Annotated in this window: 23 protein-coding genes and 1 tRNA gene; all 24 read left to right on the forward strand. The window is 38.1% G+C overall.

Annotated elements, in window-relative coordinates:
• Nucleotides 1-203 precede the first annotated feature (203 nt).
• Nucleotides 204-431, forward strand: a complete 228-nt coding sequence (gene atpE, locus K5Q14_RS06245) for a F0F1 ATP synthase subunit C (protein WP_010016495.1) — start codon at nt 204-206, stop codon at nt 429-431.
• Nucleotides 432-457: 26 nt separating this feature from the next.
• Nucleotides 458-967: a F0F1 ATP synthase subunit B gene (gene atpF, locus K5Q14_RS06250; RefSeq protein ID WP_220734971.1), complete on the forward strand. Its 510-nt coding sequence runs from the start codon at nt 458-460 to the stop codon at nt 965-967.
• 11 nt (nt 968-978) lie between these two features.
• Nucleotides 979-1,521 (forward strand): ATP synthase F1 subunit delta, encoded by a 543-nt coding sequence (gene atpH, locus K5Q14_RS06255; RefSeq protein WP_220734972.1) that lies wholly within the window; start codon nt 979-981, stop codon nt 1,519-1,521.
• A gap of 12 nt (nt 1,522-1,533) precedes the next feature.
• Entirely contained in the window at nt 1,534-3,048 is a 1,515-nt protein-coding gene (atpA, locus tag K5Q14_RS06260) for a F0F1 ATP synthase subunit alpha (RefSeq protein ID WP_220734973.1), read from the forward strand.
• A gap of 15 nt (nt 3,049-3,063) precedes the next feature.
• On the forward strand, nt 3,064-3,972 hold the full coding sequence (locus K5Q14_RS06265) for a F0F1 ATP synthase subunit gamma (protein WP_220734974.1): 909 nt from the start codon (nt 3,064-3,066) through the stop codon (nt 3,970-3,972).
• Between the two features lie 156 nt (nt 3,973-4,128).
• The gene (atpD, locus tag K5Q14_RS06270; RefSeq protein ID WP_220734975.1) at nt 4,129-5,529 is read left to right on the forward strand and encodes a F0F1 ATP synthase subunit beta; all 1,401 of its coding nucleotides are present in this window, start codon (nt 4,129-4,131) and stop codon (nt 5,527-5,529) included.
• 14 nt (nt 5,530-5,543) lie between these two features.
• Entirely contained in the window at nt 5,544-5,993 is a 450-nt protein-coding gene (locus K5Q14_RS06275) for a F0F1 ATP synthase subunit epsilon (RefSeq protein WP_220734976.1), read from the forward strand.
• Nucleotides 5,994-6,342: 349 nt separating this feature from the next.
• Nucleotides 6,343-7,389, forward strand: a complete 1,047-nt coding sequence (locus K5Q14_RS06280) for a phosphate/phosphite/phosphonate ABC transporter substrate-binding protein (protein ID WP_220734977.1) — start codon at nt 6,343-6,345, stop codon at nt 7,387-7,389.
• Between the two features lie 151 nt (nt 7,390-7,540).
• Nucleotides 7,541-8,290: a phosphonate ABC transporter ATP-binding protein gene (gene phnC, locus K5Q14_RS06285; RefSeq protein WP_220734997.1), complete on the forward strand. Its 750-nt coding sequence runs from the start codon at nt 7,541-7,543 to the stop codon at nt 8,288-8,290.
• Complete coding sequence (gene phnE, locus K5Q14_RS06290) at nt 8,287-9,108, forward strand: phosphonate ABC transporter, permease protein PhnE (RefSeq protein ID WP_220734978.1); 822 nt, start codon at nt 8,287-8,289, stop codon at nt 9,106-9,108. Before phnC ends, phnE (K5Q14_RS06290) begins: the two co-directional genes overlap by 4 nt.
• Before the next feature lie 12 nt (nt 9,109-9,120).
• Nucleotides 9,121-9,930, forward strand: a complete 810-nt coding sequence (phnE, locus tag K5Q14_RS06295) for a phosphonate ABC transporter, permease protein PhnE (protein WP_220734979.1) — start codon at nt 9,121-9,123, stop codon at nt 9,928-9,930.
• Between the two features lie 49 nt (nt 9,931-9,979).
• A complete protein-coding gene (locus tag K5Q14_RS06300) occupies nt 9,980-11,485 on the forward strand; it encodes a bifunctional metallophosphatase/5'-nucleotidase (RefSeq protein ID WP_220734980.1) in 1,506 nt (501 codons plus the stop codon).
• Between the two features lie 145 nt (nt 11,486-11,630).
• A complete protein-coding gene (locus K5Q14_RS06305) occupies nt 11,631-12,248 on the forward strand; it encodes a LysM peptidoglycan-binding domain-containing protein (protein WP_220734981.1) in 618 nt (205 codons plus the stop codon).
• Nucleotides 12,249-12,452: 204 nt separating this feature from the next.
• On the forward strand, nt 12,453-14,024 hold the full coding sequence (locus tag K5Q14_RS06310; RefSeq protein WP_220734982.1) for a polysaccharide biosynthesis protein: 1,572 nt from the start codon (nt 12,453-12,455) through the stop codon (nt 14,022-14,024).
• Between the two features lie 118 nt (nt 14,025-14,142).
• Nucleotides 14,143-15,384, forward strand: a complete 1,242-nt coding sequence (locus K5Q14_RS06315; protein WP_220734983.1) for an NADH-dependent flavin oxidoreductase — start codon at nt 14,143-14,145, stop codon at nt 15,382-15,384.
• 121 nt (nt 15,385-15,505) lie between these two features.
• Nucleotides 15,506-15,577 (forward strand) — tRNA-Glu (locus K5Q14_RS06320).
• 118 nt (nt 15,578-15,695) lie between these two features.
• Nucleotides 15,696-18,065 (forward strand): RNA polymerase recycling motor HelD, encoded by a 2,370-nt coding sequence (gene helD, locus K5Q14_RS06325; RefSeq protein WP_220734984.1) that lies wholly within the window; start codon nt 15,696-15,698, stop codon nt 18,063-18,065.
• Nucleotides 18,058-18,732 carry a nucleoside/nucleotide kinase family protein gene (locus tag K5Q14_RS06330; RefSeq protein ID WP_220734985.1) on the forward strand — a complete coding sequence of 225 codons (675 nt, stop codon included), beginning with the start codon at nt 18,058-18,060 and terminating at the stop codon, nt 18,730-18,732. Before helD ends, K5Q14_RS06330 begins: the two co-directional genes overlap by 8 nt.
• 123 nt (nt 18,733-18,855) lie before the next feature.
• Complete coding sequence (locus K5Q14_RS06335) at nt 18,856-20,358, forward strand: MDR family MFS transporter (RefSeq protein ID WP_220734986.1); 1,503 nt, start codon at nt 18,856-18,858, stop codon at nt 20,356-20,358.
• A gap of 1 nt (nt 20,359) precedes the next feature.
• Nucleotides 20,360-21,037 (forward strand): DUF4811 domain-containing protein, encoded by a 678-nt coding sequence (locus K5Q14_RS06340; protein WP_220734987.1) that lies wholly within the window; start codon nt 20,360-20,362, stop codon nt 21,035-21,037.
• 138 nt (nt 21,038-21,175) lie between these two features.
• Nucleotides 21,176-22,624: a glycosyltransferase gene (locus K5Q14_RS06345; protein WP_220734988.1), complete on the forward strand. Its 1,449-nt coding sequence runs from the start codon at nt 21,176-21,178 to the stop codon at nt 22,622-22,624.
• On the forward strand, nt 22,621-23,454 hold the full coding sequence (locus K5Q14_RS06350) for a glycosyltransferase (RefSeq protein ID WP_246587589.1): 834 nt from the start codon (nt 22,621-22,623) through the stop codon (nt 23,452-23,454). Before K5Q14_RS06345 ends, K5Q14_RS06350 begins: the two co-directional genes overlap by 4 nt.
• Before the next feature lie 80 nt (nt 23,455-23,534).
• The gene (locus tag K5Q14_RS06355; protein ID WP_220734990.1) at nt 23,535-24,752 is read left to right on the forward strand and encodes a phosphoglycerate kinase; all 1,218 of its coding nucleotides are present in this window, start codon (nt 23,535-23,537) and stop codon (nt 24,750-24,752) included.
• A 170-nt stretch (nt 24,753-24,922) separates the two neighbouring features.
• Entirely contained in the window at nt 24,923-26,332 is a 1,410-nt protein-coding gene (gene cysS, locus K5Q14_RS06360) for a cysteine--tRNA ligase (protein ID WP_220734991.1), read from the forward strand.
• The last annotated feature ends 357 nt before the right edge of the window (nt 26,333-26,689 follow it).

Consider the following 26,689-nt stretch of genomic DNA (forward strand, 5'->3'; position numbering starts at 1 on the left):
AATAATCAAGTTATGACACGAGTTGGTTTGCTAATTACGCGGGAGCGTTTCATCCAATTAAAATGGAATCGCGTTTGGCGAGGCTTAATTATTTGGAAACAAATGGTAGCTTTTTCACTGATTTTACTCAGTTTGAAACCCACAGTTTGTGTCCTAATGTTGAGTCATAGACTGCCAAACGCTGTACAATAAGGAGTAATCTCATGGATTTGCACAATCTTGGTGTAATCGCAGCGGGCCTTGCGGCCGCTGGAGCCGCTATTGGTGGTGGTGTTGGAAACGGTGTTTTGATTTCACAATTCTTGGCAGGTATGAGCCGTCAACCTGAACTGGAAAGCCGATTGTTGTCACGCATGTTCTTGGGTGTCGCATTGGTCGAAGTTATGCCAATTTTGTCAATTGTCTTCGCCTTCATGTTGATGGGCAAGTAATCACAAGTATATAGTGGAGGAAAATCATGTTTGGTTTAACAACCTTAGCAGCAAATAAATTGCCATTGGGTAATATGTTGTTTGTTATCATTTCATTCCTCTTGTTGATGCTCATTTTGAAGAAGGTGGCTTACGGGCCATTGACAAAGGTTCTTGACGAACGTGCTGATAAAATTTCTGCTGATATTGATGGCGCTGAATTGGCACGTCAAGATGCTGAAAAGTTAGCAGTACAACGGCAAAGTGAATTGGCAGATACACGTCAACAAGCAACACAAGTTGTTGCTGAGGCAAAAGCCAGTGCACAAAAGCAGAGTGATTCATTAATTTCTACTGCTTCTGACCGTGCTACTTTAATTAATAAGCAAGCACAAACTGATGCTGAAAAGCTCAAGGAAGACGCGATTTCTAACGCAAAGAATGATGTTGCAGCGCTATCAGTAGCAATTGCTTCAAAACTTATGCAAAAAGAACTATCGTTAAATGATCAACAAGCATTGATTGATGCTTACATTTCAGATTTAGAAACTAAATAAGGAGTATTGGGATGGCAAAAAATCTTAAAGATATAGCTGACCAATACGCCAAAGCAATTTTTGAATTGTCTAGCGAACAAAACAGTATAGAAGAAACTAGGACAAGTTTGAACGTTATAAAAACTGTTTTAAACGAGAATCCTAATTTTATTAGGGTTGTAACGTCTAATGATGTTGATACTGCTTCACGTGATAATTTGGTACAAACATTAACAAATGGCACATCGGAACCAATTCAAAATTTGGTTAAGTTGCTTGTCTATAATAATCGTTTGAACATTTTATCGCAGGTGGTTGATGCGTTTAGTGATTACTATAATGAAGCCAATGGTATTGTGGATGTTACGGCAACCACAGCTGTTGCGCTAGACGAAACACGTTTGGATAAATTAGCAGCGGTTTTTGCATCAAAAACAGGTGCAAAACACGTGAATTTAAAAAATGTTGTGGATGAAAGCATACTTGGTGGCGTGATTTTAAAATCACAGTCAACTTTAATTGATGGTAGCTTACAAACAAAAATTGCCAAAATGAAGGCACAATTATTAGGTTAGTGAGGAAGAATAATGGCTATTCAAGCTGAAGAAATTTCTGCTTTAATTAAGCAACAGCTCGAAAAGTTCGACACGACGCTAACTGTAGAAGAAGTGGGAACTGTTACCTATATTGGTGATGGTGTGGCTCGTGCAAATGGTCTAGCAAATGCTATGGCTGGTGAATTGCTCGAATTTGCCAATGGCACATTCGGTATGGCCCAAAACCTCGACTCTAGCGAAGTCGGAATCATCATTCTTGGTGGTTTTGATGATATTCGCGAAGGTGATACAGTTAAACGTACCGGCCGCATCATGGAAGTGCCGGTTGGCGAACAATTAATTGGACGCGTTGTCAACTCTTTGGGTCAACCAATCGATGGATTGGGTGAAATCAAAACAGACAAGACACGTCCTGTCGAAGTTAAAGCACCTGGTGTTATGCAACGTAAATCGGTTTTTGAACCGTTGCAGACAGGTATTAAAGCAATCGATGCCCTCGTTCCAATTGGACGTGGGCAACGTGAATTGATTATTGGAGACCGTAAGACAGGTAAAACATCTTTGGCCATCGATACAATTTTGAATCAAAAAGATCAAGACATGATTGTTATCTATGTTGCTATTGGTCAAAAAGACTCAACTGTTCGTACACAGGTTGAGACGTTACGTCAACTTGGCGCAATGGATTATACAATTGTTGTTAATGCGGGTCCTTCAGAACCAGCACCAATGTTGTATTTAGCACCTTATGTCGGCGCAGCCATGGGTGAAGAATTTATGTATAATGGCAAACACGTTTTGATTGTGTATGATGATTTGTCAAAACAAGCCACAGCATATCGTGAGTTGTCATTAATTCTTCGTCGTCCGCCCGGACGTGAAGCTTACCCAGGTGATGTCTTCTACTTGCATTCACGTTTGTTAGAACGTGCGGCTAAGTTGTCTGACGAACTTGGTGGCGGATCAATGACTGCATTACCATTTATTGAAACACAAGCTGGGGATGTGTCAGCATATATTCCCACAAACGTTATTTCCATTACTGATGGACAAGTGTTCTTGGATGCAGATCAATTCTATGCTGGTGTTCGTCCTGCCATTGATGCTGGAACTTCTGTTTCACGTGTTGGTGGTGATGCGCAAATTAAGGCAATGAAAAAAGTTGCTGGTACATTACGTTTGGATCTAGCTTCATTCCGTGAATTAGAAAGTTTCGCGCAATTCGGTTCAGATTTGGACGCTGCTACGCAAGCTAAGTTAGCCCGTGGTCGTCGTACAGTTGAGATTTTGAAACAACCCTTACATCAACCAATGCCAGTACAACAACAAGTTATCGTATTATACGCTCTGACACGTGGTTATATTGACGATGTTGCTATTGCTGACATTCAACGTTTCCAAGACGAATTAATTGCTTACGTTGATGCCAATGCTAATGACTTGTTCAAGACAATTCTTGAGACAAAGAATTTGCCTGAAGAAGCTGCAATGAATTCAGCAATCGAAGCCTTTAAGGCTGGATTTGCTGGTTCAACAGCGGAATAATAGGAGGACGCTGCAATGGCTTCTTTGCAAGATATTCAGCGTCGTATTTCATCCACTAAAAAGACGCGTCAAATTACGAGTGCCATGCAAATGGTCTCAACGGCTAAATTAAGTCAAATTCAACGCTACAGTAAGGGCTATCAAGCCTATGCTGCTCGTTTGGAAGCGATTGTGGAACATCTTGTATCTGCTCATCTTTTTGATAATGCGGATGCTAAGCATATTCCTTTGATTGCACAACGTACCATTGAAAAAACTGGCATCTTAGTTGTGACATCAGATCGTGGATTAGTTGGTTCGTATAACGCCAATGTCATCAAGCAAACAAATGCTTTGATGGCACGATTGAATTTGGATACTACCAACACCACAATTCTTGCTGTTGGTGGTAACGGGGCTGATTTCTATAAGAAACGTGGCTTTGAAGTCATATTAGAACACCGCGGTGTTTCAGATGTACCATCATTTAACGAAATTCGTTCAGTTGTAAAAACGGTAACGAGCTTGTATGAGACTGAAGTGTTTGATGCACTTCATGTCGTGTATAATCATTTTGTAAATCGTTTGACTAGTGAATATCGTGATGTGCAACTCTTGCCATTAACTGGTGATACCTTGAATGCCATGGGTGGTACAGAAGCTGAAAAAGCAGAATTGAACATTCAAAGTGCGTATGAAATTGAACCGGATACAACAGCTGTTTTAAATGTTGTATTACCGCAATTTGCACAAAGTCTAGTGTATGAAGCAGTGCTTGATGCGAAAACAGCTGAACATGCAGCCTCATCGACAGCGATGAAGGGTGCTACAGACAATGCCAAAGATCTTATTGGTCGTTTGGAATTGCAGTTCAACCGTGCACGTCAAGCAGCGATTACGACAGAAATTACAGAAATTACAGGTGGTATGGCTGCATTGGAGTAAACAGCCTGTTCATACGGGCACTTGTCAGTGTGAACATGTTTATGAAAAGGACATATGACTACTATTAAATTAACTGCTTTCGAGCAGAAATGTGAGAGATAACGTGCAACAACAAAGCATGCGTTATCTCGCTCTTAAACTGAAAGGAAAACGACAATGAGTACTGGAAAAGTCGTACAAGTGATTGGTCCGGTCGTCGATGTTGCGTTTGAAGCAGGCCAACAAGTGCCTGATATCAATAATGCGCTTAAGATCGATAAGGGCGAAGGCCAAACATTGACAGTTGAAGTTTCATTGGCATTGGGTGACGGGATCGTCCGTACAATTGCCATGGATTCAACGGATGGACTCCAACGTGGTATGTCAGTAACTGATACTGGCGATGCAATTACAGTGCCGGTTGGAGAGGCTACTTTAGGTCGCGTTTTCAACGTGTTGGGAGAACCAGTGGATAATAACGGTGATCTTTCTGCCGAAACCCCACGACATTCTATTCACCGTGAAGCACCTAAATATGATGAATTAGCCAACTCTACGGAAATTTTGGAAACGGGTATCAAAGTGATTGATTTACTCGCACCATATGTTCGTGGTGGAAAAATTGGTTTGTTCGGTGGTGCTGGTGTTGGTAAAACAGTTCTAATTCAAGAATTGATTCACAACATTGCACAGGGTCACAATGGTATTTCTGTCTTTACGGGTGTCGGAGAACGTACTCGTGAAGGAAATGATATGTACCATGAAATGGCAGAATCAGGTGTATTGAAGCAAACTGCCATGGTTTATGGTCAAATGAATGAGCCACCAGGTGCACGTATGCGTGTTGCTTTGACTGGCTTGACGATGGCTGAAAACTTCCGTGATGACGAAGGTAAGGATGTGTTGTTATTTATCGATAACATTTTCCGTTTCACGCAAGCTGGATCTGAAGTTTCAGCTTTGCTTGGCCGTATTCCTTCTGCAGTTGGTTACCAACCAACTTTGGCAACAGAAATGGGTCAATTGCAAGAACGTATTACGTCAACCAAAAAAGGGTCAGTTACATCAATCCAAGCTGTATATGTCCCTGCTGATGATTATACTGATCCTGCACCTGCAACAACATTTGCACATTTAGATGCGACAACTAACTTGGAGCGTTCATTAACGCAACAAGGTATTTATCCAGCTGTTGATCCTTTGGCTTCAACTTCTTCTGCGCTTGATCCTCAAATTGTTGGTCAAGAACATTATGAAATTGCAACAGAAGTACAACGGACACTACAACGTTACCGTGAATTACAGGATATTATTTCAATCTTGGGCATGGATGAATTGTCAGATGAGGAGAAAACGACTGTTAATCGTGCACGTCGTATTCAATTCTTCTTATCACAACCATTCTCTGTTGCTGAAACATTTACAGGTATTAATGGTGAATATGTACCAGTTGCTGAAACTGTGCGTTCGTTTAGGGATATTTTAGATGGTAAATATGATGATTTGCCTGAAGATGCATTCCGTAATGTTGGTGCCATTGAACAAGTTGTTGAAAAAGCCAAAACAATGGCCCAATAAGGGGGTATTGAAAAATGGCAGATGAAACAGCTACTGTAACATCCACGGGTATCACAGTGCAAATTGTAACACCTGTTGGTGAAATTTATAATGAGAGCAACATTGAATTGGCAATTGTGAATACACAAGGTGGACAAATTGGTATTATGCGCAAGCATGTTCCGTTATTGGCTGCTTTGACAATCAATGAACTGCTGGTTAAAAATAACGGTCAAACGGAAACGTTAGCTGTTAATGGTGGGATTGCCGAATTTTCTAACGATCTGTTGACTGTTGTCGCAGATAGTGCTGAAACATCTGGTAATATTGATCTCACACGTGCTGAAAATGCAAAAGAACGTGCTGAAACACGAATTGCACATGCACAAAATGACAATAATGATGCAGAATTATTACGTGCTCGAGTTGCTTTGATGCGTGCGGTAAACCGTATCCACGTTGCTGCAATTAGACAAGGTAAATAATTAGATACTGTATTTGTTTTAATATTGAAAGCCGAGTGGAAACATTCGGCTTTTTTGTGTGTCACATGAAATAATGACGTGGCGAAAAACAGCGTAAAAACCAAACGTTCGTAAAAATGGTTATATTTTAGTGTAACGTTCGTCATGTGCCGGACGTTTCATAATTAAATGAGATTATCCTAACTATCTAAAAGGTTTAAGAGGCTGTTTTTCTGTTATATTAGTAATCGGGGAAAATATATAATATCTTTACAGTAAAGAGATTATATGTTGACTCGGTTTTAATATAGTTAAGTTGTCGCATTTTTGACAGATGATCTGCCACCAGGCACACAGGAGAGAAAATACCATGAGTAAGAACACGAAAACACTTGTAGGAATCATTGTTGTTGTTGTCATTGCAATTGCAGCATACTTTGGATTCACACATACTGGATCACAGTCATCTTCTGATAAATCTATCAAAGATTTAAAAATTTACTTTGTACCATCAAAGCAACCTGATCAAATCGTTACAATGACAAAGCCTATGAAAGGGCTGTTAACGAAAGAATTGAAAAAAGAGGGCTATGATGTCAAAAATGTTGATATCAAAGTTGGTACAAGTTATGAAGCCGCTGGTGAAGCGCTTTCGTCAGGGACTGCTGATATAGGTTTCATTCCCGGTGGTACTTATGTTATGTATCAAGATAGTGTCAAACCTTTGTTAACAGCTACGCGTGCTGGTCTAAACAAGGATTTTTCTGACGCAGCTAAGTGGAACAATGGTAAGGCGACAGAATTAACCACAACACAATCATCAAAGTACCGATCATTACTCATTGCTGGTCCTTCAGCAAAGGGTCAGGCATTAGCGAAAAAAATCAATTCAGGTGAGAAGTTAACTTGGGAAGATCTTAACTCAGCTAAGTGGGGCTTGTCATCAACTACTTCATCTGCTGGTTATATTTATCCATCACTATGGTTAAATAAAAATTATAAGAAAACAGTTGCAGATTTAAAGAGCACAGTGACTGTCGATTCATATGGTTCTGGAATGGCTCGTTTAGCATCAGGGCAAATCGATATTATGCCAGCGTATGCTGATGCCCGTCGTGATTTTGCCGGTGCATGGACAACAGATTATAAACAATCAAAATCTATTTGGGCAGAAACAAATGTTATTGGTGTGTCACAAGAAATTTATAACGACACAATTTCAGTATCAAAAAAGTCAAAGACAATGACACCAGAACTTGAAAAAGCATTGTCTAAGGCATTTATCAATTTGGCAAAGACTAAAGAAGGAAAGAAAGTTATTGCTATCTATTCCCATGAAGGTTACGTACCCGCAAAATCATCTAACTATGATGGGGAACGTACAGCACAAAAGGTACTAAAAGATTCACAAAAGTAATGCAATGATCGTGCTATCGCTTTTGATATATGATCAACATTTTATTAAACTCACAAATTTCAAAATGTCAGAAAAGCAGCGCAAAACAGCGCCGCTTTTCTTGCGTTAAAGCCATTAAGGCGTAACTACATAAAAATTTAGGATGGCAATGATGATTAAATTTGAACATGTTTCAAAAACATATCCCAACGGTGTAAAGGGATTACAAGATATTAATTTAGAAATACAAGATGGTGAATTTATTGGCATTATTGGTATGTCTGGTGCTGGTAAGTCAACGTTTATTCGTACAATCAATCGTTTAAATGATATCACTGAGGGTCAATTAACAGTCGATGGCGTAGAAATTTCTGGATTAAAAGGTAAAAGTTTACGCCAATATCGTCGTAAAGTAGGCATGATTTTTCAGTCTTATAATTTAGTACCACGTATTTCAGTGATTAAAAATGTCTTAAGCTCGTTGGTACCAGACATGCCTTTTATTCGAGTTATGTTTGGATTGTTTTCCAAAGAAGATAAGATTAAGGCGTTAGAGGCATTAGATCGGGTATCTATGTTAGACAAAGCTTTTGTTCGTACAGATCAATTGTCTGGTGGACAGCAACAACGCGTATCATTAGCTAGAACGTTAGCACAAAATCCCAGTGTATTATTGGCGGATGAACCAGTTGCAGCTTTAGATCCAGTTACAGCACATGAAGTCATGGATGATTTTAGACGTATTAATGAAGAATTAGGTCAAACAGTATTGATCAATATTCATCATGTGGATTTGGCTTTAGAATACTCTAAACGTATTATTGGCATTCGTTCTGGCAAAATTGTTTACGATGGTCCAGTTGCAGGCATTACAAAAGATATGTTAGATTTGATTTATAGTAAAGATGGAGCTGATAAATGAAGTTGTATGATAAATTATTTGATGCTGAGCAATTTACATTGACCAATGGCAAAACAGTATCACAAAAATTCACACGTACACCGCTAATTATTTTGTTTTTGCTGATTGGTATTGCTGTGTCTGTGTGGGTAACTGGATTTAGCTTAACAATGCTAGTGACTAATATTGCTGGTTTTTGGCACATTTTTGGCAGTATGTTTCCACCTAAATTATCTTACTTCCTTCAAGTATGGCGTCCTTTATTAATGACAATTCAAATGTCATTTTTCGGTTCTTTTTTTGGTTCGTTACTAGCATTGCCATTTGCTGTGTTAGCTGCCAGCAATATTACAAATAACCGTGGCATAAACCTTGTTGTGCGTTTTATACTAACAGTTGTCCGTACAATACCAACACTAGTATCTGCGCTGATTGCAACCTATATCTTTGGATTAGGTACATTTGCTGGTACAGTAGCTATTTTCTTATTTAGTTTTTCATTTGTTGGCAAGCAATTATTTGAATATATTGAAACTGTTGACATGGGGGCCTATGAAGCCTTGACGGCAACTGGAGCTAACGCGCCACGTGCATTTGTGACAACTGTTTTCCCACAAATTTTACCAACTTATTTATCAACAGCGTTATTTGCATTCGAAGGAAATGTGCGTTATGCAGCCATTCTTGGATATGTTGGTGCTGGTGGTATTGGTATGATTTTGAATGAAAAAATTGGTTGGCGGGAATTTCAAAGTGTCGGTATGATTTTGCTATCAATCTTTGTTGCTGTCGTCATTATTGAAACAGTCAGTCAACAATTACGAAAGCATTTGAGTTAGGGGGAGAACAATATGAATAAAAAATTAGAAGCAGTTCTCAGTAAAGAGCCTAGTCGTCGCGTGCAGTATAGCATTACTGGTGCGATACTTTTGATACTTTTAGTAGCCTCTTCACCGGCATTAGGCGGAGCTAATATGACGTCTAAAGGTTTTGAAATTGGTTGGAATATTTTAACTGGTATTTTTACACCTGACACAAGTTTATTGTTTGGCCTTGGTGATAGCGGTGTTGCGTACTTGATATTGCAAACAATTGCCATTGCATTTTTAGGAACGTTGGTTGGTGCAGTTATTGCGGTTCCTCTGTCATTTATATCAGCTACAAATATTGTGCCGCGACCAGTTGTATTAGTGACACGTTTTATCATTATGGCAATTCGTACAGTGCCTTCATTGGTATATGGCTTAATGTTTATCAGAGTAACTGGTCCTGGGCCTTTTGCTGGGGTGATGACGTTAGCCATTGTATCCATTGGCATGATTTCAAAATTGTTTATTGAAACAATTGAGGATTTGGATACAGGCATTCTAGAATCTTTAGATGCTTTTGGATCAACACTATTTCAAAAAATAAGATATGGTATTTTACCGCAATTAGGATCAGATTTCATATCGATTTTAGTTTATCGTTTTGATATGAACTTACGTGAAGCAACCATTTTGGGACTGGTTGGTGCTGGTGGTATTGGGGCACCAATGATCTTTGCTCTAAGTGCCTATCATTGGCATCAAGTTGGTGCGATACTCATTGGTTTGTTTTTGCTAGTTTTTATTGTTGAAATTTTATCAGATAAGTTGCGTCAAAAGATTTTACATGGCTAACAGTATATAGGAATGGACGACTATTGTCGTTCTTTTTTTGGAGAAAAATATGAAACAGTTTAAAATTTACTATACGTCTGATGTACATGGTTATTTATTGGCAACAGATTATATAAATAATGGGAAGCAACCACTTGGATTGAGTAATGTGGCAGCTAACTATAAGAAAGATGGTAATACAATTATTATTGATGGTGGTGATATGTATCAAGGATCACCAATGATACAGTACTTACAAAAAAACGATGATATAGATGCTGTTACCGTTGCTATGAATTTGGCAAAATATGATTACGTTACACTTGGAAATCATGATTTTAATTTTGGTTATGATAGCTTACAAAAACATTTGGCGCAATTAGATGCAACAGTCATTGCCGAAAATGTCGTTGATATGGGTGGCAACACGATATATCCTGCTCAAGTTAAAGTATTAGAAAATGGGACTAAAGTAGGGTTAATAGGATTGGTGACAGACTATATAAATGTTTGGGAAAAGCCAGAACATTTGACAGGAATAATGATTGAATCACCGCTCATTAAGGCCGCACAGACAATAGCCAAATTACGTCAAGAAGTGGATGTTATGATTGGTGTTTACCATGGCGGATATGAACGAGATCTGGCTACGGGTAAAGTTGTGAGTGATACGACAGAAAATATTGCGTGGCAATTGACGAAGGAACTTGATTTAGACGTCTTATTAACTGGACATCAACATGGTAACGTATCACCACGTGTTATTAATGATGTCTTAACTTTACAAATGCCGAATCAGGCAAAGATGTATGCCGAGGTTGATGGTATTAAGATCAATGATCAGTGGCAAATAAATGCTGAGACAAAGCCAGCCGGTGTCGTTAGCCAAGACAATATCGTAGCTGCATTGAAACCCTTACAGGCCCAAGTAGAAACTTGGTTAGACCAACCTATCGCACAACTAGATAACAGCATTCCAGCACAAAGGCCGTTATATTTAGCACAATATGGGAATCAAATTTTAGCTTGGATTGCTAGTGTACAGTTACAAGCGTCGCAATCAGATATAACTTTAGTGAGTTTAAATAACAATCCATCAAATTTACCGAAGGACTTAACATTACGAAATATTTTGCAGAATTACCCATTTGACAATACATTGGTAACCAAACGTGTCAGTGGACATGATTTACGGTTAAGTTTAGAGCATACTGCGCAATATTTTGTCTTAAAAGATGGCCAACTAGCTGTTAATTCTGAGTGGTTAGTACCAAAAGTGGAACATTATAATTACGATCTTGCTTTCGGAATTACGTATGAATTCGATATTACGCGTCCCGTGAATCAACGAGTTACAAAGTTACAGTACCATGATGTTAATATAGAAGATAAAGATGAATTTACGATTTCGATGAACAATTATCGGGCAGTGGGTGGCGGAAATTATAAAGAATATGCACAATCAAAAACAATTTTAGCAGGAGATCAGTCAATACAAGATATGTTAGTAACCTTTTTTAAGACAAATAATCACTTGTCTAATTCGCCCAAATTGCAATTACAAGTTAAATTATAAACAAATATATAAAAAATGTTTATTAAATAACAGACCGTAATAGAACTGACATCGTCTCGATGTTTCGTTATTATATTCAAAGCATAAACTTATCTACATACAGAAAGACAACAGAACTTAAATCAATCTATGAGGTAGAAAATACATGTTTAGTTTTACAAAGTCATTAACTATTGCCGCTGGTGTTGCTGGTGCATTCGCATTCGGTGCATCAAATGTTAACGCTGATACAACAGATGGATCACAAAACACATCAGCAGATTATGTCGTTAAGTCAGGCGACACGTTGAATAAAATCTCTAAAGAATTTAATGTCGCTGTGGCACAAATTGCAGCTAATAATAACATTAGCAACATTGATGTTATCGTAGTTGGTCAACATTTAACTTTCGCTGAAAAGACATCAGTATCAGCACAAGTACAGCAACCAGCAACAACAGTTGTTTCACAAGTACAACAATCTACAACAACAGTGACAACACAAGTACAACAGCCTGCAGCACAACCTGCAGCTGCAACATCAAATGTTTCGTCATCTGCTGCGTTAGATTCTTTGATTGCCCGTGAATCAAGTGGTAATGTTAACGCTACAAACGGTCAATATTATGGCATTGGTCAATTATCACCTCAAGCCCGTGCAATGTATGGTGGTAACTCAACTGACTATAATGATCAATTGAACGCAATGAAGTCTTATATTAGCGCCCGTTATGGTACTGCTGAAAATGCTTGGGCACACTCACAAGCTACTGGTTGGTATTAATTAGCAGGTTATTGCTAACTAGCATAATTTATAGAAAACGCTTTGGCGTTTTTTTTTTGGAAAAATAATTAATTTTTAACAAATTTCTCCAGGCTTAACTCTTTTTCATGTTAAAATATGACTAAATGTTAACTGATCGGTGTCAGTAATACTTTTAATAGTTGGGGGAATCATAATTATGGTGAATAAAGCGTACAGTATGCTATGAAACAAGCTAATCAACCAAAAAACCAGCTAACCAATGGCACAGCGTGGCTTGCGTTTGGTAACATTACTTCCAGAGTGCTGGGTGCACTGTATGTTATTCCATGGACACTAATGTTAGGCACATTGTCACTGCAAGCCAACACATTAATGGGGAAAGGGTATAACTTATATCAGTTTTTCTTGATGTTATCAACAGCTGGACTACCCTCAGCTGTTGCGAAACTGACAGCGCAATTGCAGGGAGATGAAAAACAGAAATTTATTGGTAAAGCGACTGTCATTAGTTTATTTGCGGGTTTGTTATGTAGTCTACTACTTTGGTTCTTAGCGCCATTTTTATCAGTAGGGGATCATAATGTTACACCTGTTTTACGGTCATTATCCTTTGCAGTGCTCATTTTTCCTTTTCTTTCAGTCTTGCGCGGACAATTGCAAGGTGAACTTAAAATGGCAGATATCGCTAAGTCAGATATTATTGAACAATTTGTCCGAGTAGCTTATATGTTGTCCTCTGCATATTTTATTTTAAACATTCAACATGGCAGTTGGGTGACAGTCGTTGTTCATTCAACTTTTGCTGCCTCCTTAGGCGCATGGGTAGCGACTATTTTTTTGCTTTTTCGCATTTATCATACTAGTAAAAGCATGCAGTGGTCGCAACCAATAACTCAAGCATCGATTAATCAAGACAAGCAAGACATTAATTTGTGGCACATACTTATTCAAGCATTGCCATTTGTTCTTATCGGAGGATTCTTGTCAGCCTATCAATGGATTGATCAATTTAGTTTTCATCCTTTGATGGCAACATTTTATGCCAAGTTATCTAGTGAGAATATTGAAACAATATTTGGTATATTTAATTTCAATACTAATAAATTAATTATGATTATCGTTTCGCTATCTGTATCTATCGCTTCTACTGTTTTACCACTTGTGACTAAACATCGTTTTGATTCACAGATTTTGAAAAAATTTGTTAGTCAGGCCTACTTATTATTTTGTTTAATCACGTTGCCAGCATGTGTCACACTGTATACGCTAGCTAAGCCCATTTATATTTTGTTCTATGGTAATTATGCGCAACCGCAGCAATATATACCAATGGTTCAAATTTCAGCGCCTATAGCTTTGCTTATGGGATTGACCACAGTCCTTGCTATGATATTACAGGGACTTAGTAAGACACGCATTGCTTTGAGAGCAATTGCTATTGGTATGCTTGTTAAAATAGGCGTTCAACCAATCATGATTTATCTGACTGGGACGATTGGTGCGTTATTATCTACCTTAATCTCAATGACTGTCATCACAATATTGATGAGTATTTATGTTATTAGACGATTCCACCTTTTATCATATTTTGATACGCAAAAATTAAACGTGATATATATAAGTACGTTATTATTGTTAGTTGTTTTTTCACTCATTAGTCGTTGGGAAGCGCAATTCATATCCCCTACCAGAATTAATTCTTTTATTTTTCTTGTTGTAGTCGGCAGTATTTTTGGTAGTGTCTTACTAGTTGTGTATAAAAAATTTGGTATTCTAGAGACAATAAAAAAATAAATAAATGGACTAGCAATAATCGGAAAAGCGACCATTTTCTGATCAGGGTTAAATTGAGAACATTAATTTTCTTGTACGTAAACTCGCCTAAAAACAGTTTTTTTTGTATAATAAAACTATGCAAATTAATTATGATTTTTTAGACAAATATACTTTTAAAAGTAAAGATATCACGTTAGCTAATCATGTTATCATGGCGCCTACCACACTGAAAGCTTCTTTGTCAGATGGCAGCGTGAGTGATAATGAATTAAACTATTATCGTCTTCGTGCTCAAGGGCCGGCGATGATTATCACTGAAGCAGCTTACGTCAATGATCTTGGACGTGGTTGGGAAGGGGGGATTTCGGCCGCTGATGATGATAAAATCCCCGGTTTAAGGCGTTTAGCCCGCACAATACAATCAGGTGGCGCTAAAGCTATCCTGCAAATTTTTGCTGCCGGTCGACAAACCACAACGACTATTTTACGTGGACAACAACCTGTGTCTGCTTCATCACAGGCTTATCCACATGGTGATCATGAAATGCCACGTGCCTTGACCCACAGTGAAATTTCTCAAACAATTTCAGATTTTGCTCAAGCCACAAAACGAGCAATTTTGGCAGGATTTGATGGCGTAGAATTACATGGTGCTAATCTTTACCTCATGCAGCAATTTTTTTCGTCAGATAGTAATAGGCGTGATGATATATGGGGTGGCACAGCTGAAAAAAGGCAACGTTTTGGTTTAGCTATAACGGCTAAAGTGGCACAGACAATTGAAAAATATGCTGATAAACCATTTTTGTTAGGTTATCGTCAATCACCTGAAGAGCCAATGACACCAGGCATCACACTTGATCAGTCACTTACATTTGCTGAAAAACTAACGGCACTATCTGTTGATTATCTTCATTTGTCATTAAATAATGCGTTTCAAACACCTTTCCGTGATAAAACAGACACTAAAAAAGTGATTGATTATTACCGAGCAATTTTACCACCAGATTATCCGTTAATCATAGCAGGACTGCTCAAAAAGCCAGAGCAAGTGGAAGCATTATTAGATGTTGGTGGTGAGGGGACTTTTGCTGCATTGGGACGTGAGTTGATTGTCGAACCAAATTGGGTAGCAAAAGTTAAAAATAATGATGAAACAGCCATTCGTTATGCGTTATCACCATCAGATTTTGAATTACTTGCTGTGCCTAAAACGTTAGAAAATTGGTTATTAACACGCTTTAGGAATGGTTTACCAATTACGACAGATTCTGAGTTTAATCCTAAACAACCCTGGCAATACTACAAACATGTTATGATTAAAGCAGCTAAACCAATTGATCCAACACAATTAATGACATTAAAAAAGCGGCCATAGTGATCGATTGACGTCGTATTTAGCAAAATATAACAACAATATACAAAAAGGTGTTGACGATTAAATTAATTCTTGATATACTAATATAGTTGTCTGATAGATATTAGACATCACTGACCATGGCTCGTTGGTCAAGCGGCTAAGACGCTGCCCTTTCACGGCGGAATCGAGAGTTCGATTCTCTCACGAGCTATATCAAGTCGCAACTTCGGTTGCGGCTTTTTATGTGCAGTTGTGATGGCAATTTTTTGTGTTTTACCACCAAAAAGCGTATAATTAAAGCACTGAATTTGAAGAGAGTGAGACTCATTTTGGACAATAAAATTAAAACCGATGAAACACAATATCTCAATAAAACACTATCTGCGATGGAAAAATCATTGCAAACGACAAAATCCAGCATTAAATCAACCAATAAAAGCATTGACTCAGTTGCGCGAAATTGGGGAGATGTCCGTTTAAAAACCGATACTTATTCTGGTATTGTGGAAACGGCTGCTTCGATTCGTCAGCAACAGCAAATGTTATCTGAACGTGAAAATTCCAAAACACGTGCTGAACGTCGTTTTGCCACATTAACAAAACAAATTGATAAGCCTTACTTTGCTCGCATTGATTTTAGTGAATCGACTAACCAAAACCCAGAACAAGAAACAATTTACATCGGATTAGGGTCATTCAGCGATGACAATAACCGTTTTCTAGTTTATGATTGGCGTGCACCTGTTGCATCAATTTACTACGATGGTGGCATTGGAAATGTGTCTTATTTGACGCCCGATGGGTCGCAACAAGCCAATGTGACATTGAAACGTCAATTTCAAATCGAAGATGGTGTGATTGTAACATTGTTTGACACAGAAGAAGCCATTGGTGATGCAATGTTGATGAATGCGCTATCTGGTGAATCATCAACCAAAATGAAATCAATTGTCACAACGATTCAAAAAGAACAAAATAAAATTATTCGTAATACCGCTGCAGATTTGCTATTTGTTCAAGGTGCTGCTGGATCTGGTAAGACGGCAGCTGTGTTACAGCGCGTTGCTTATTTACTTTACCGTTATCGTGGCAAATTAACGTCTGGACAAGTCGTGTTATTTAGTCCAAATCAATTATTCAATGATTATATTGATAATGTTTTGCCAGAACTCGGTGAACAAAATATGGTGCAAATGACATTTTATCAATACGCATCACGTCGATTACCAAAAATTGACGTCGAAACTTTGCAGGCGCGATTTGAGCATGATGAAAAGGATACGACGATTAATCTGGCGAAAGGTAGTTTGGCCATGTTTGATGCTGTTACAGCTTATGCTGATCACTTGAATCATTCAGATATGAAAATTCGCAGTGTCATGTTTCATGGTGAACCATTAATCTCAAAAGAACGAATTGCTGAAATTTATTATCAATACAATGATAATTACAAATTAGGTCAAAGACTAGAGGCGACACGCGACACTTTGATGCGTATATTGAGCTCACAAGTGGGTCTAGAGGTACGTAAAGATTGGGTTGAATTGGCAATTGAAAATCTATCAAAGCAAGAATATGACGAGCTTGTTGGCGCTGGGAAAGTGCGTATAGGGGATGATGAAGAAACTGATGCTGCAGCACGTACACGGCAAGCACAACTTGGCGAAGGACCTAAGGAACGTGAGTTTGCAAGTGAAAAAGCAGAACGTCAATTTTTGTCTAGACAAATTGTTACGCAATCATTAAGGCCATTGGCGCGTCAGATACGTCGCGCTAACTTTTTGAATATTAATGCACAATTTATTGATTTTCTAAGACAAGCACATCACTATTTGGATTTAAAATCATTTAACATCGCTGAGTCTGATTGGTTTGCTCATGTTGAAACAGTTATTGCATCATTACGTGCTAAACAATTGTCCTTGACTGATACAACATTATATCTTTATTTATATGATTTAATTACTGGTAAACGTGGCGAACGTGATATCCGCTTCTTATTTATTGACGAAATTCAAGATTACACACCGTTTCAATTAGCATTTTTAAAGTTTAGCTTTCCTAGAGCTAAATTTACTGTTTTAGGTGATTTAAATCAGGCTATTTTTACAAAAGATAATGCCACAAATCTACAAGTAGATTTTTCATCGCTATTTGATAATGAACGGGTTGAAAGCGTTAAATTAACACAAACTTACCGCTCAACACAACAAATCACTGATTTCACCAAATATATTTTGCGTGGGGGTCAAGACATTGATGCCTTTAATCGTGACGGCCAAAAACCCATACTTTATACTGTATCAAATGAATCTGAGATGTTATCAAAACTACGATTACAGATAGAGCAACACGCGTTAAATCAAGATACAACTGCAATCATTACAAAAACACGCGCGGATGCACAGGCACTTGCTACAGAACTTGGCGATAAGAAAGTGACACTCATTCAATCAGAAAATCAACGATTAGCCAAGGGGATGATTATTGTCCCTTCCTATTTGGCTAAAGGTTTGGAGTTTGATGCTGTCATTATTTGGCATGCTGATAACTCGCGTTATGGTAATGATTCGGAACGTCGCTTGTTGTACACGGTGGCAAGCCGAGCTATGCATACATTGACATTATTGGCTGAAAATAGTGGCTCTATTTTACTAGATACTGTGCCTAAAGATTTATATGAGGTCAATAATGGATGAGTTGGTTCAAAAAATTAATCAAAAATATCAAAATAAATTTATGACTATTGCTATTGCAGGCCCAGTCTCTGTTGGTAAAAGTACGTTTGCAAAAAAATTAGCTAGTTTATTGGCTCAACAAGCGACGGTAATTAGTACAGATGATTTTTTAATGCCAAATAACGTGTTGATGAATAAAAACCTTTTTAACCAAAAAGGTTTTCCGCAAACGTATGATTTAGCAGAGTTAGAGCAGGTTATTAGACGGTTTAAGTCTGGCGAGACGTCTGTGCAGATACCTTGTTACACACAAGAATTAGCGGATATTCATCCGAAAGAGAAACAGACCATTAAAAAACCTGAAATTCTGATTATTGAAGGCGTTGTCGCCTTACAATTGCAACAAACTGACTTTAAAATATACTTAGATGCGAATTTGGCAGATATTAAGGCATGGTATTTAACACGAACATTAGAGATGACAGCATTATCAAAAAATGACCCAAAATCTTGGCGGTATCAGTATGCACAGATGCCAGTTGGTGAATTTTCAAATTTGGTAATGAAAATTTGGGACGAGACAAACCAAGTCAATCTAGATCGCTATATTTTACCTAGTAAGCAGTATGCAAATGCATTAGTTAGGTTTGATGAAAACCATGATATTAAACATATCACAATAAAATAATCAGAATAGATTGTCAACTTTGTTGACAATCTATTTAGTTAGGCGTAAGATACTGTAAGTAATTAGACCAGATCTTTTTAAGTCAGTATTGGTCAATCAGTAATTTAAAGAAGGAAACTAACTATGAGTGAAGAAATACTTGATAGACATGGTAAACCAGTCAACCGTATGGCAATGATGCTGGTTCTACTAGTCGGCGTCTTTTCAGTAATGTTAATGCAGACAGCCCTCGGAACAGCTTTGCCAGCACTAATGCGGGCATTTGATGTGAATGCATCAACCGTACAATGGTTAACAACGATTTTTTTAATGGCTAACGGTATTATGGTTCCGGTTTCGGCATTTTTGACGACCCGTATTCCAACAAAAAGATTATATTTGTCAGCATTAAGTTTGTTCACGATTGGGACGTTAGTTGCCTTTGTGACACCTACTAGCGCGTTTTGGATGCTAATGGTCGCACGTGTATTACAAGCCATGGCTGTCGGAATTTTGATGCCTTTGATGCAAGTTGTGTCATTATCGTTATTCAATGCTGAGTCACGTGGAAAAGCTATGGGGCTTGGCGGTCTAGTAATTGGCATGGCACCAGCCATTGGTCCAACATTATCAGGATGGATTTTAGAAAAAGATCATACATTTTTAGGATTGACGTTACAAAATTCATGGCGATCAATTTTTGGCGTTGTCTTACCAGTTGTCATTGTTGTGATGATTGCGTCATTTTTCTTCTTCCATGATGTCTTACCAACACAAAAAGTAACATTAAATGTACGGTCATTGATTGAATCAACATTAGGATTTGGTCTAGTATTGTACGGTTTCGCAATGGTTGCAACAGATGGCTGGGGCAGTATCAACGTTATTCTACCACTAATTGTCGGACTGACTATTGTGATTGAATTTATGTGGCATCAGTCAAATATGGATAAGCCATTTTTGGATATGTCAGTCTTTAAGTCAAAACAGTTTACGATTACAACAATATTAGTATCCTTGTCCATGATGGCCATGATTGGCGTTGAAATGGTTTTGCCTATTTATATGCAAAACATTCGTGGTTTAACACCACTTAATTCAGGATTAACATTATTACCTGGTGCCTTGATGATGGGAGTTATTTCACCAATTGCGGGGGCTTTTTACGATAAACATGGGGCTAAGAGATTAGCTATGACAGGCTTTACTGTTCTAATCATTGGTACAATACCACTGTTTTATATGACAGCTACAACACCAACGATATATATTACAACGCTTTATACCTTACGTATGTTCGGTATCGCGATGACGATGATGCCATTAACTGCCTCGGCCATGGGAGCACTGTCGCCAAAAACAGCAGCACAAGGCACTGCGGCTAACAATACAATGCGACAAATTGCTGCCTCATTGGGAACAGCGGTATTGGCATCGGTTATGCAGTCTGTAACAAAAAATAATATGCCTAAAAACATTTTGAAGGGCCAAGACCCAATAGAATTCGGACGTCGTGCTTTAGATGCAACATTGAGCGGTTTTCATGCTTCGTTCCTTTTAGCTGCTGCGTTTGGTGTTGTTGCCTTTCTTGTCACGTTCTTGTTACACAGTGGCAAAGTGAATACACCAATAAAGGAGGAAGCATAACATGATTATTCTAATAATGGCATTATTTGCCATATTGGCGTTTTGGACTAATATGACAATCAAAAAGTCTGGTATGCGTTATGCTGTCACATTGGTTATGTTCGCTGGTCTAATTTTGAGTGTGATAATGATTGTTGCAAACATGCATGATCATTATGGTATGACTTCAGTCACCACAACGACTAAAAAAGAAATTTACTCCGCTGGTCCAAATGAACAAAATTTTGGTATGTTACTGTACCAACCGGTTGGTACAAATGGCAAAGAAAATGCTTATATTTATAAAGCGGCAATACAAAATAAAAAAACGACCGTGGCTAAGCCTGATTTGAATACGACCACTAGGCAGGTGGACATTTCGGGTAATAAGGCTTATAAAGTAACTAAAACAACACGTTTCGTGTATAAATTGAATGGCTTTAAAGTATTGTTTGGTATTGCAGGCAATGATGGACAAATAAAACATCGTCAAGTCACCTATCAAGTGCCGCCTACTTGGGTGGCACTGACGACAGAACAGGCGAAATCGTTAACTGTTAAATTAGCGCCAAAAAATGCTGCTGAGAAAACGATGGCAGCACAACAACAAAAGCAACTTTCTGACCTAGCAAAATCTAATCCAGATCAGGCTGCCAGACTAACAGTTAATCAAGTTAAAAAAGTTTTACAGCTTGATTGAACAAGGTAATCTATCATAAAAAGCGACAATCTCTACTTCAGAGACTGTCGCTTTTGTGCTATGATAATGGCAATACAATGATAAGTAATGATGAACATTAAGTGATAAAAAGTTTTAAGATCAGGGGGTAGTCACACAATGAACTTTTTTGTAAATAAAAGCATGGGACATGGTAATAGTGGTGTTGAACACGCACAATTCTACCGTGCTGCGCGCTTTCGTGAGAAAGATATCCCGTTTAAATTAATTTTTACTGATTGTTTACCACAGTTACATCAGCATATGAAAGAATGGTGTATTGCTGAGTCGGAAGTAATCGGTATGTATGATTATTTTTTGAGTGATGATCCGGATAGGTATTTACACGAAGGCGAGCAACGTACGCATGATTATTATGAGGAAGTACTTTGGGATACGACAAGTACACAACGCATGATTAAACGGCAAGCAACGGGAAATTATACAGAAACAGTGCAACGTCGTAAAAGATATGTAAAAGAAAAAAATATTTATCATATAGAAGATGATCGTGTCATACTCGAAAATGGCAATCGAAAAGTTTCTTGGCATTATCGACATAAGGGGTTACATGATAGGCGCGCTACAAATATTAGAGTGGATAACTTCCGAGGTAAGCATTACTTATTCACAACTTTTGAAGAGTTACTAGCTTTCTTTTTTTTAGAGTTGCAACGGCGATTTGAGCATAATATTTATATTATTGACCGCGGAACGGAAAATGAAGAGGCGCTGATTCACATGAAACAGCAAGGCGCGGCTTTGAAAATTGTAGATGTGGTGCATGCGAATCATTTTGTCACCTGGCATGCTGGGCATCCACTTTGGAATAATTATTATCAGTATATGTTTGATCATTTGGATGACATCGATCTGGTAATTGTGGCAACCCAGTTACAAAGAGAAGCAATGATGTCACAGCTAACTACTATTGGTGTGTCAAATGCGTCTAAAAAAATTAACGCTATCGCAGTTGGGGGGGTATCTGACTCAGTAGTTCCTAAGCTTTGGAATGGTAAAACAGCCAGATTTGTCACAGCTTCACGGTTACATCCAGAAAAGCACATCATGCATATTATCCAAGCAGTCAGTCAATTGCGTTTGAAGGGCATGCCGGCAACGTTAGATATTTATGGTATTGGTAGCGAAGAAAATCAGTTAGCAAACTATATTAAATCGCTTAATTTGGAGCCATTTATACATTTAAGAGGATTGAGTCAAGATATGGTAAAGGATATGCGAGCATATGACGTATTTGTGTCTGCTTCCTATTCTGAGGGTTTTGGGTTAACCTACATTGAAGCAATTAGCAATGCAATGCCCATTGTAACCTATGACAATTTATACGGGGCACAAGAACTGGTCCATGAAGGTGTGAATGGCTATTTGGCAAAATTTAGTCACGAAAAAACTGATGAAGTATCTAATATCAAACATTTAACTGAGGCTATGGGGCATGTGTTTGAACACTATAATGCCCTGTCAGTAGGCGCTGCCAATGTGGCGAAGCGTTTTGACAATAAAACGATTGCTAATCAATGGCAAAAAGTGATGGCAAAAATACTATGACAATCGAAATTATTAATTCACTCGCTTATACAAATTCTCCTGGTGTTGCATGGCAAATTGAACAAGTGAAGTCAGGGAACAGTAGTGCGCTATGGTTAGCTACACCACATGAAGATGCGGTGTATTTGTTGACTAAAATGGGGCTTAATCCTGCGCGTGTTTATGACATGTATGCACAGCGTTATCTGGAACCTGTTGCCAGTGACAATGGTATTTGGTGGACAGATCTACCAGTGCCAAATAATGCGCAGTTTATTTTAAACAAAGATCGAACCAAGAGTATTATGAGTAGGGGTCACGAAATCGCACGTGTCAGATGGTTTAATGATTCAAAACGTATCGTACAAGCTGTTGTGTGGTATGATTTAGACGGCAAAATTGATTATAAAGATATTTATCGACGTGATGGGAAATTATTTGCTAAACAATATTTTAGTGAGGGTAATTTGTTAGAGTCAGATTTTTATGTCGGGCAAGAAACGGTACAAATTAGAGACTTTTATTTTGAAAATCACCGTAATTTTGTTTATGCTTATGATCAAAAATATCCTCAGGCTGAAGACTATATCGTGAGTGTTGGAAACAGGTGGGTATCAGAAACATTTAATATCACACAGCTAGGACGTGAAATTAATTTTGCGCCACAAAATACAACCTTAACACTAGTCGGTGGTGTTCTGGATGAAAAAGGACAAGTTTGGCATAACTTAGCATCTATATTGCAAGATAAGACGCATAAAATTCAACAAGTTATCGTGACACAACGCGATTTTGATGTTTTGAAGTCACTTGGCTATGTCACACATAAATTACGTGTTGGTATAATTTGAGTAGTATTTCACATATCACAACACAACAACCGCTTTTTGTTTTATAATGGAGTTGTAACTATAAAATTTTGGAGGCTATCATGGCTAAATTGACTGTTTCGGATTTGGAACTTTCAGGTAAGAAAGTATTAATGCGCGTTGACTTCAACGTGCCTATCAAGGCAGGTGTTATTGGGAACGATAACCGTATTGTGGCAGCTTTGCCAACAATTAAATATGTGCTTGAAAACAAGGGACGTGCTATTTTGTTTTCACACTTGGGTCGTATTAAATCTGAAGATGACAAGAAAGAATTGTCATTGGCACCGGTTGCTGCACGTTTGGGCGAACTGTTGAATAAGACTGTTAAATTTATCCCACAAACTCGTGGAACAGAATTGGAAGCTGCTGTTAATGCGTTGCAAGATGGCGAAGTATTGATGGTTGAAAACACACGTTTTGAAGACGTTGTTGATGGTCAAGAAGTTAAAAATGAATCAAAAAATAACCCTGAATTGGGTAAATACTGGGCTTCATTAGGGGATGATTTGTTCATCAATGATGCCTTTGGTACAGCTCATCGAGCTCATGCTTCAAACGTTGGCATTTCAGCAAACGTATCGCAAGCTGCTGCTGGACTTTTGATGGAAAAAGAAATCAAGTTCTTGGGGGATGCTGTTGCTAACCCAGTTCGTCCTTTTGTTGCTATCATTGGTGGTGCAAAAGTTTCTGATAAAATTGAAATCGTTAAGTCATTGTTAAATAAAGCTGATAAGGTAATTGTTGGTGGCGGTATGGCTTATACATTTGATGCTGCTAAGGGAAATAAAATCGGCAATTCATTGTTTGAAGCTGATAAAGTTGAATTGGCTAAGAAATTGATGGCTGAAGCTGGTGATAAGTTAGTATTACCTGTTGATTCAATTGCGGCTGATGCTTTCTCAAATGATGCACAAACTGAAATTGTTGATGCTGAAGCTGGTATTCCAGATGGCTACATGGGTCTAGATATTGGCCCTAAGTCAATCAAATTATTGCAAGAAACATTAGCTGATGCTAAGACTGTTGTTTGGAATGGACCTATGGGCGTGTTTGAAATGCCTAACTTTGCCAAGGGAACATTAGCAATTGGCGAAGAATTAGTTAAAGTAACTGAAAACGGTGGAACAACAATCGTTGGTGGTGGTGATTCAACTGCTGCTGTACAACAATTGGGTGTTGCTGACAAATTGTCACACATCTCAACTGGTGGTGGCGCATCATTAGAATACCTCGAAGGTAAAGAATTACCTGGTATTGCTGCCATTTCTGAAAAGTAAAAAGCCTGATGACAAAAAAGTTTTTCAAACTCATAGTTTGAAAAACTTTTTTAATGCCTTAATTATTTCAGGCTTAATGACAGTTATATTTGACTGACTTAACGCGTTGCTGGTAAAAAGGTTGCAGAGTCCTGTATAATGGGTGCTAAGTAATAATAAAGGAGCGTATCATGATTAAAATTTACAATACTCTGACTCGTGAGAAAGAAACTTTCAAATCAATTATGCCAGGTAAAATTAATATGTATGTTTGTGGACCAACAGTGTATAACTACATTCATATTGGTAATGCACGGTCATCAATTGCGTTTGATGTTGTCCGTCGCTATTTTGAATATCGTGGTTATCAAGTAAAATATGTCTCTAACTTTACCGATGTTGATGACAAGATTATTCAACGGGCCCGTGAAGAAGGCGTAGATGAGATGACTATTGCTAACAAGTATGCTGATGCCTTTGATGAAGATACTTTACCTTTAAATATTCAACCAGCAACAATACGCTCTCGTGCCACAGAAGTTATTCCTGACATTATTGTCTTTGTTCAAGATTTAATTGATAAGGGGTATGCTTATGAAACGCAAGGGGATGTTTATTTTCGAGCCAAAAAATTTAAAGGATACGGCATTTTAGCACACCAAGATCTCAATGAAATGACAGAAAATGCTGCTGGTCGGTTAGATGATGAAGAAATGACCCGTAAAGAAGATCCGATAGATTTTGCCGTTTGGAAAGCCACACAGGCAGAAGATGAAATTTCATGGCAGTCACCATGGGGCAAAGGCCGTCCTGGTTGGCATATCGAATGTTCAGTTATGGCACAAAAATATTTATCAAATACTATTGATATTCATGGCGGAGGCATAGACTTGGCCTTCCCGCACCATACAAATGAGATGGCGCAATCAGAAGCCCACACGGGTCAAAAATTTGTAAATTATTGGATGCACAATGGCTTTGTTAATGTCAATGATGAGAAAATGTCTAAATCATTAGGCAATTTTACTACGGTTCACGATATGCTAAAGCATTACGATGATCCAATGACAATTCGATTCTTACTAGCGACGACGCAATATCGACGACCTATTAATTATTCACCTGATACTTTAACACAAGCACGTGTTGCGCTTGATCGTATTCGTACAGGTTATCGCAATTTATTATTTCGTTTGAATAATGCTGATGTTGGAAAAGACGTTGATATAGAAACAGCTATTAAAAAGCAAATTGATGTTTTTGAGTTAGCAATGGATGATGACTTCAATACCCCTAACGCGTTAGCGGCAGTTTTTGAACTTGTTACATTGGCAAATACATATACTGAAAATAAAACAGTTAAAGCTGAAACAGTACAACGATTACTGGATACGCTATTATTGTTGCTAGGTGTTTTTGGTATAACAGAATTAGATGATAAGCCACAAATAACAGACACACAAAAACAACTATTGGCTGCACGAGTGTCAGCACGAGCAGTACATGATTTTGAATTATCAGATAAAATACGTCAACAGCTTAGTGAAATTGGGATAATTGTTGAAGATACATCACAAGGACAAAGGTGGCATCAAGCATAGAAATCAAAAAACCGCTTTTGCGGTTTTTTTAATAGTAAAGAAAGGGTAAAGGGGTGGCGAAAAAAGCGAACGAAAGTAAAAAGAGGGGGAAGAAGGGGGGATAAAAAGCGAACGGTAAAATCAGATAGGGGCAGAAAGTAGGAAGAAAAAAGGAAAGAGAAAAAGGTATCAATAAAGTGTTGACGGCGGGGGAGAAAGTTGGTATATTAATACATGTCCTAACGCAGGATACGCGCAACGAAGTGAGCGACAAAAAAGTTAACTTAGAGAAAAAAGTTAAAAGAAGTAGTTGACAAGCGAGAATGAGCGTGGTAAGATAATATAGTTGTCTCAGAGAGATAGCGTGTAGCACATTGA

This window comes from Leuconostoc inhae, from assembly GCF_019656015.1.
Classification (GTDB): domain Bacteria; phylum Bacillota; class Bacilli; order Lactobacillales; family Lactobacillaceae; genus Leuconostoc; species Leuconostoc inhae_A.

Excerpts from the sequence above, each read along its gene's own strand:
- atpE (WP_010016495.1), top strand. The coding sequence starts at position 204 with ATGGATTTGCACAATCTTGGTGTAATCGCAGCGGGCCTTGCGGCCGCT.
- atpF (WP_220734971.1), top strand. The coding sequence starts at position 458 with ATGTTTGGTTTAACAACCTTAGCAGCAAATAAATTGCCATTGGGTAAT.
- atpH (WP_220734972.1), top strand. The coding sequence starts at position 979 with ATGGCAAAAAATCTTAAAGATATAGCTGACCAATACGCCAAAGCAATT.
- atpA (WP_220734973.1), top strand. The coding sequence starts at position 1,534 with ATGGCTATTCAAGCTGAAGAAATTTCTGCTTTAATTAAGCAACAGCTC.
- K5Q14_RS06265 (WP_220734974.1), top strand. The coding sequence starts at position 3,064 with ATGGCTTCTTTGCAAGATATTCAGCGTCGTATTTCATCCACTAAAAAG.
- atpD (WP_220734975.1), top strand. The coding sequence starts at position 4,129 with ATGAGTACTGGAAAAGTCGTACAAGTGATTGGTCCGGTCGTCGATGTT.
- K5Q14_RS06275 (WP_220734976.1), top strand. The coding sequence starts at position 5,544 with ATGGCAGATGAAACAGCTACTGTAACATCCACGGGTATCACAGTGCAA.
- K5Q14_RS06280 (WP_220734977.1), top strand. The coding sequence starts at position 6,343 with ATGAGTAAGAACACGAAAACACTTGTAGGAATCATTGTTGTTGTTGTC.
- phnC (WP_220734997.1), top strand. The coding sequence starts at position 7,541 with ATGATTAAATTTGAACATGTTTCAAAAACATATCCCAACGGTGTAAAG.
- phnE (WP_220734978.1), top strand. The coding sequence starts at position 8,287 with ATGAAGTTGTATGATAAATTATTTGATGCTGAGCAATTTACATTGACC.
- phnE (WP_220734979.1), top strand. The coding sequence starts at position 9,121 with ATGAATAAAAAATTAGAAGCAGTTCTCAGTAAAGAGCCTAGTCGTCGC.
- K5Q14_RS06300 (WP_220734980.1), top strand. The coding sequence starts at position 9,980 with ATGAAACAGTTTAAAATTTACTATACGTCTGATGTACATGGTTATTTA.
- K5Q14_RS06305 (WP_220734981.1), top strand. The coding sequence starts at position 11,631 with ATGTTTAGTTTTACAAAGTCATTAACTATTGCCGCTGGTGTTGCTGGT.
- K5Q14_RS06310 (WP_220734982.1), top strand. The coding sequence starts at position 12,453 with ATGAAACAAGCTAATCAACCAAAAAACCAGCTAACCAATGGCACAGCG.
- K5Q14_RS06315 (WP_220734983.1), top strand. The coding sequence starts at position 14,143 with ATGCAAATTAATTATGATTTTTTAGACAAATATACTTTTAAAAGTAAA.
- K5Q14_RS06330 (WP_220734985.1), top strand. The coding sequence starts at position 18,058 with ATGGATGAGTTGGTTCAAAAAATTAATCAAAAATATCAAAATAAATTT.
- K5Q14_RS06335 (WP_220734986.1), top strand. The coding sequence starts at position 18,856 with ATGAGTGAAGAAATACTTGATAGACATGGTAAACCAGTCAACCGTATG.
- K5Q14_RS06340 (WP_220734987.1), top strand. The coding sequence starts at position 20,360 with ATGATTATTCTAATAATGGCATTATTTGCCATATTGGCGTTTTGGACT.
- K5Q14_RS06345 (WP_220734988.1), top strand. The coding sequence starts at position 21,176 with ATGAACTTTTTTGTAAATAAAAGCATGGGACATGGTAATAGTGGTGTT.
- K5Q14_RS06350 (WP_246587589.1), top strand. The coding sequence starts at position 22,621 with ATGACAATCGAAATTATTAATTCACTCGCTTATACAAATTCTCCTGGT.
- K5Q14_RS06355 (WP_220734990.1), top strand. The coding sequence starts at position 23,535 with ATGGCTAAATTGACTGTTTCGGATTTGGAACTTTCAGGTAAGAAAGTA.
- cysS (WP_220734991.1), top strand. The coding sequence starts at position 24,923 with ATGATTAAAATTTACAATACTCTGACTCGTGAGAAAGAAACTTTCAAA.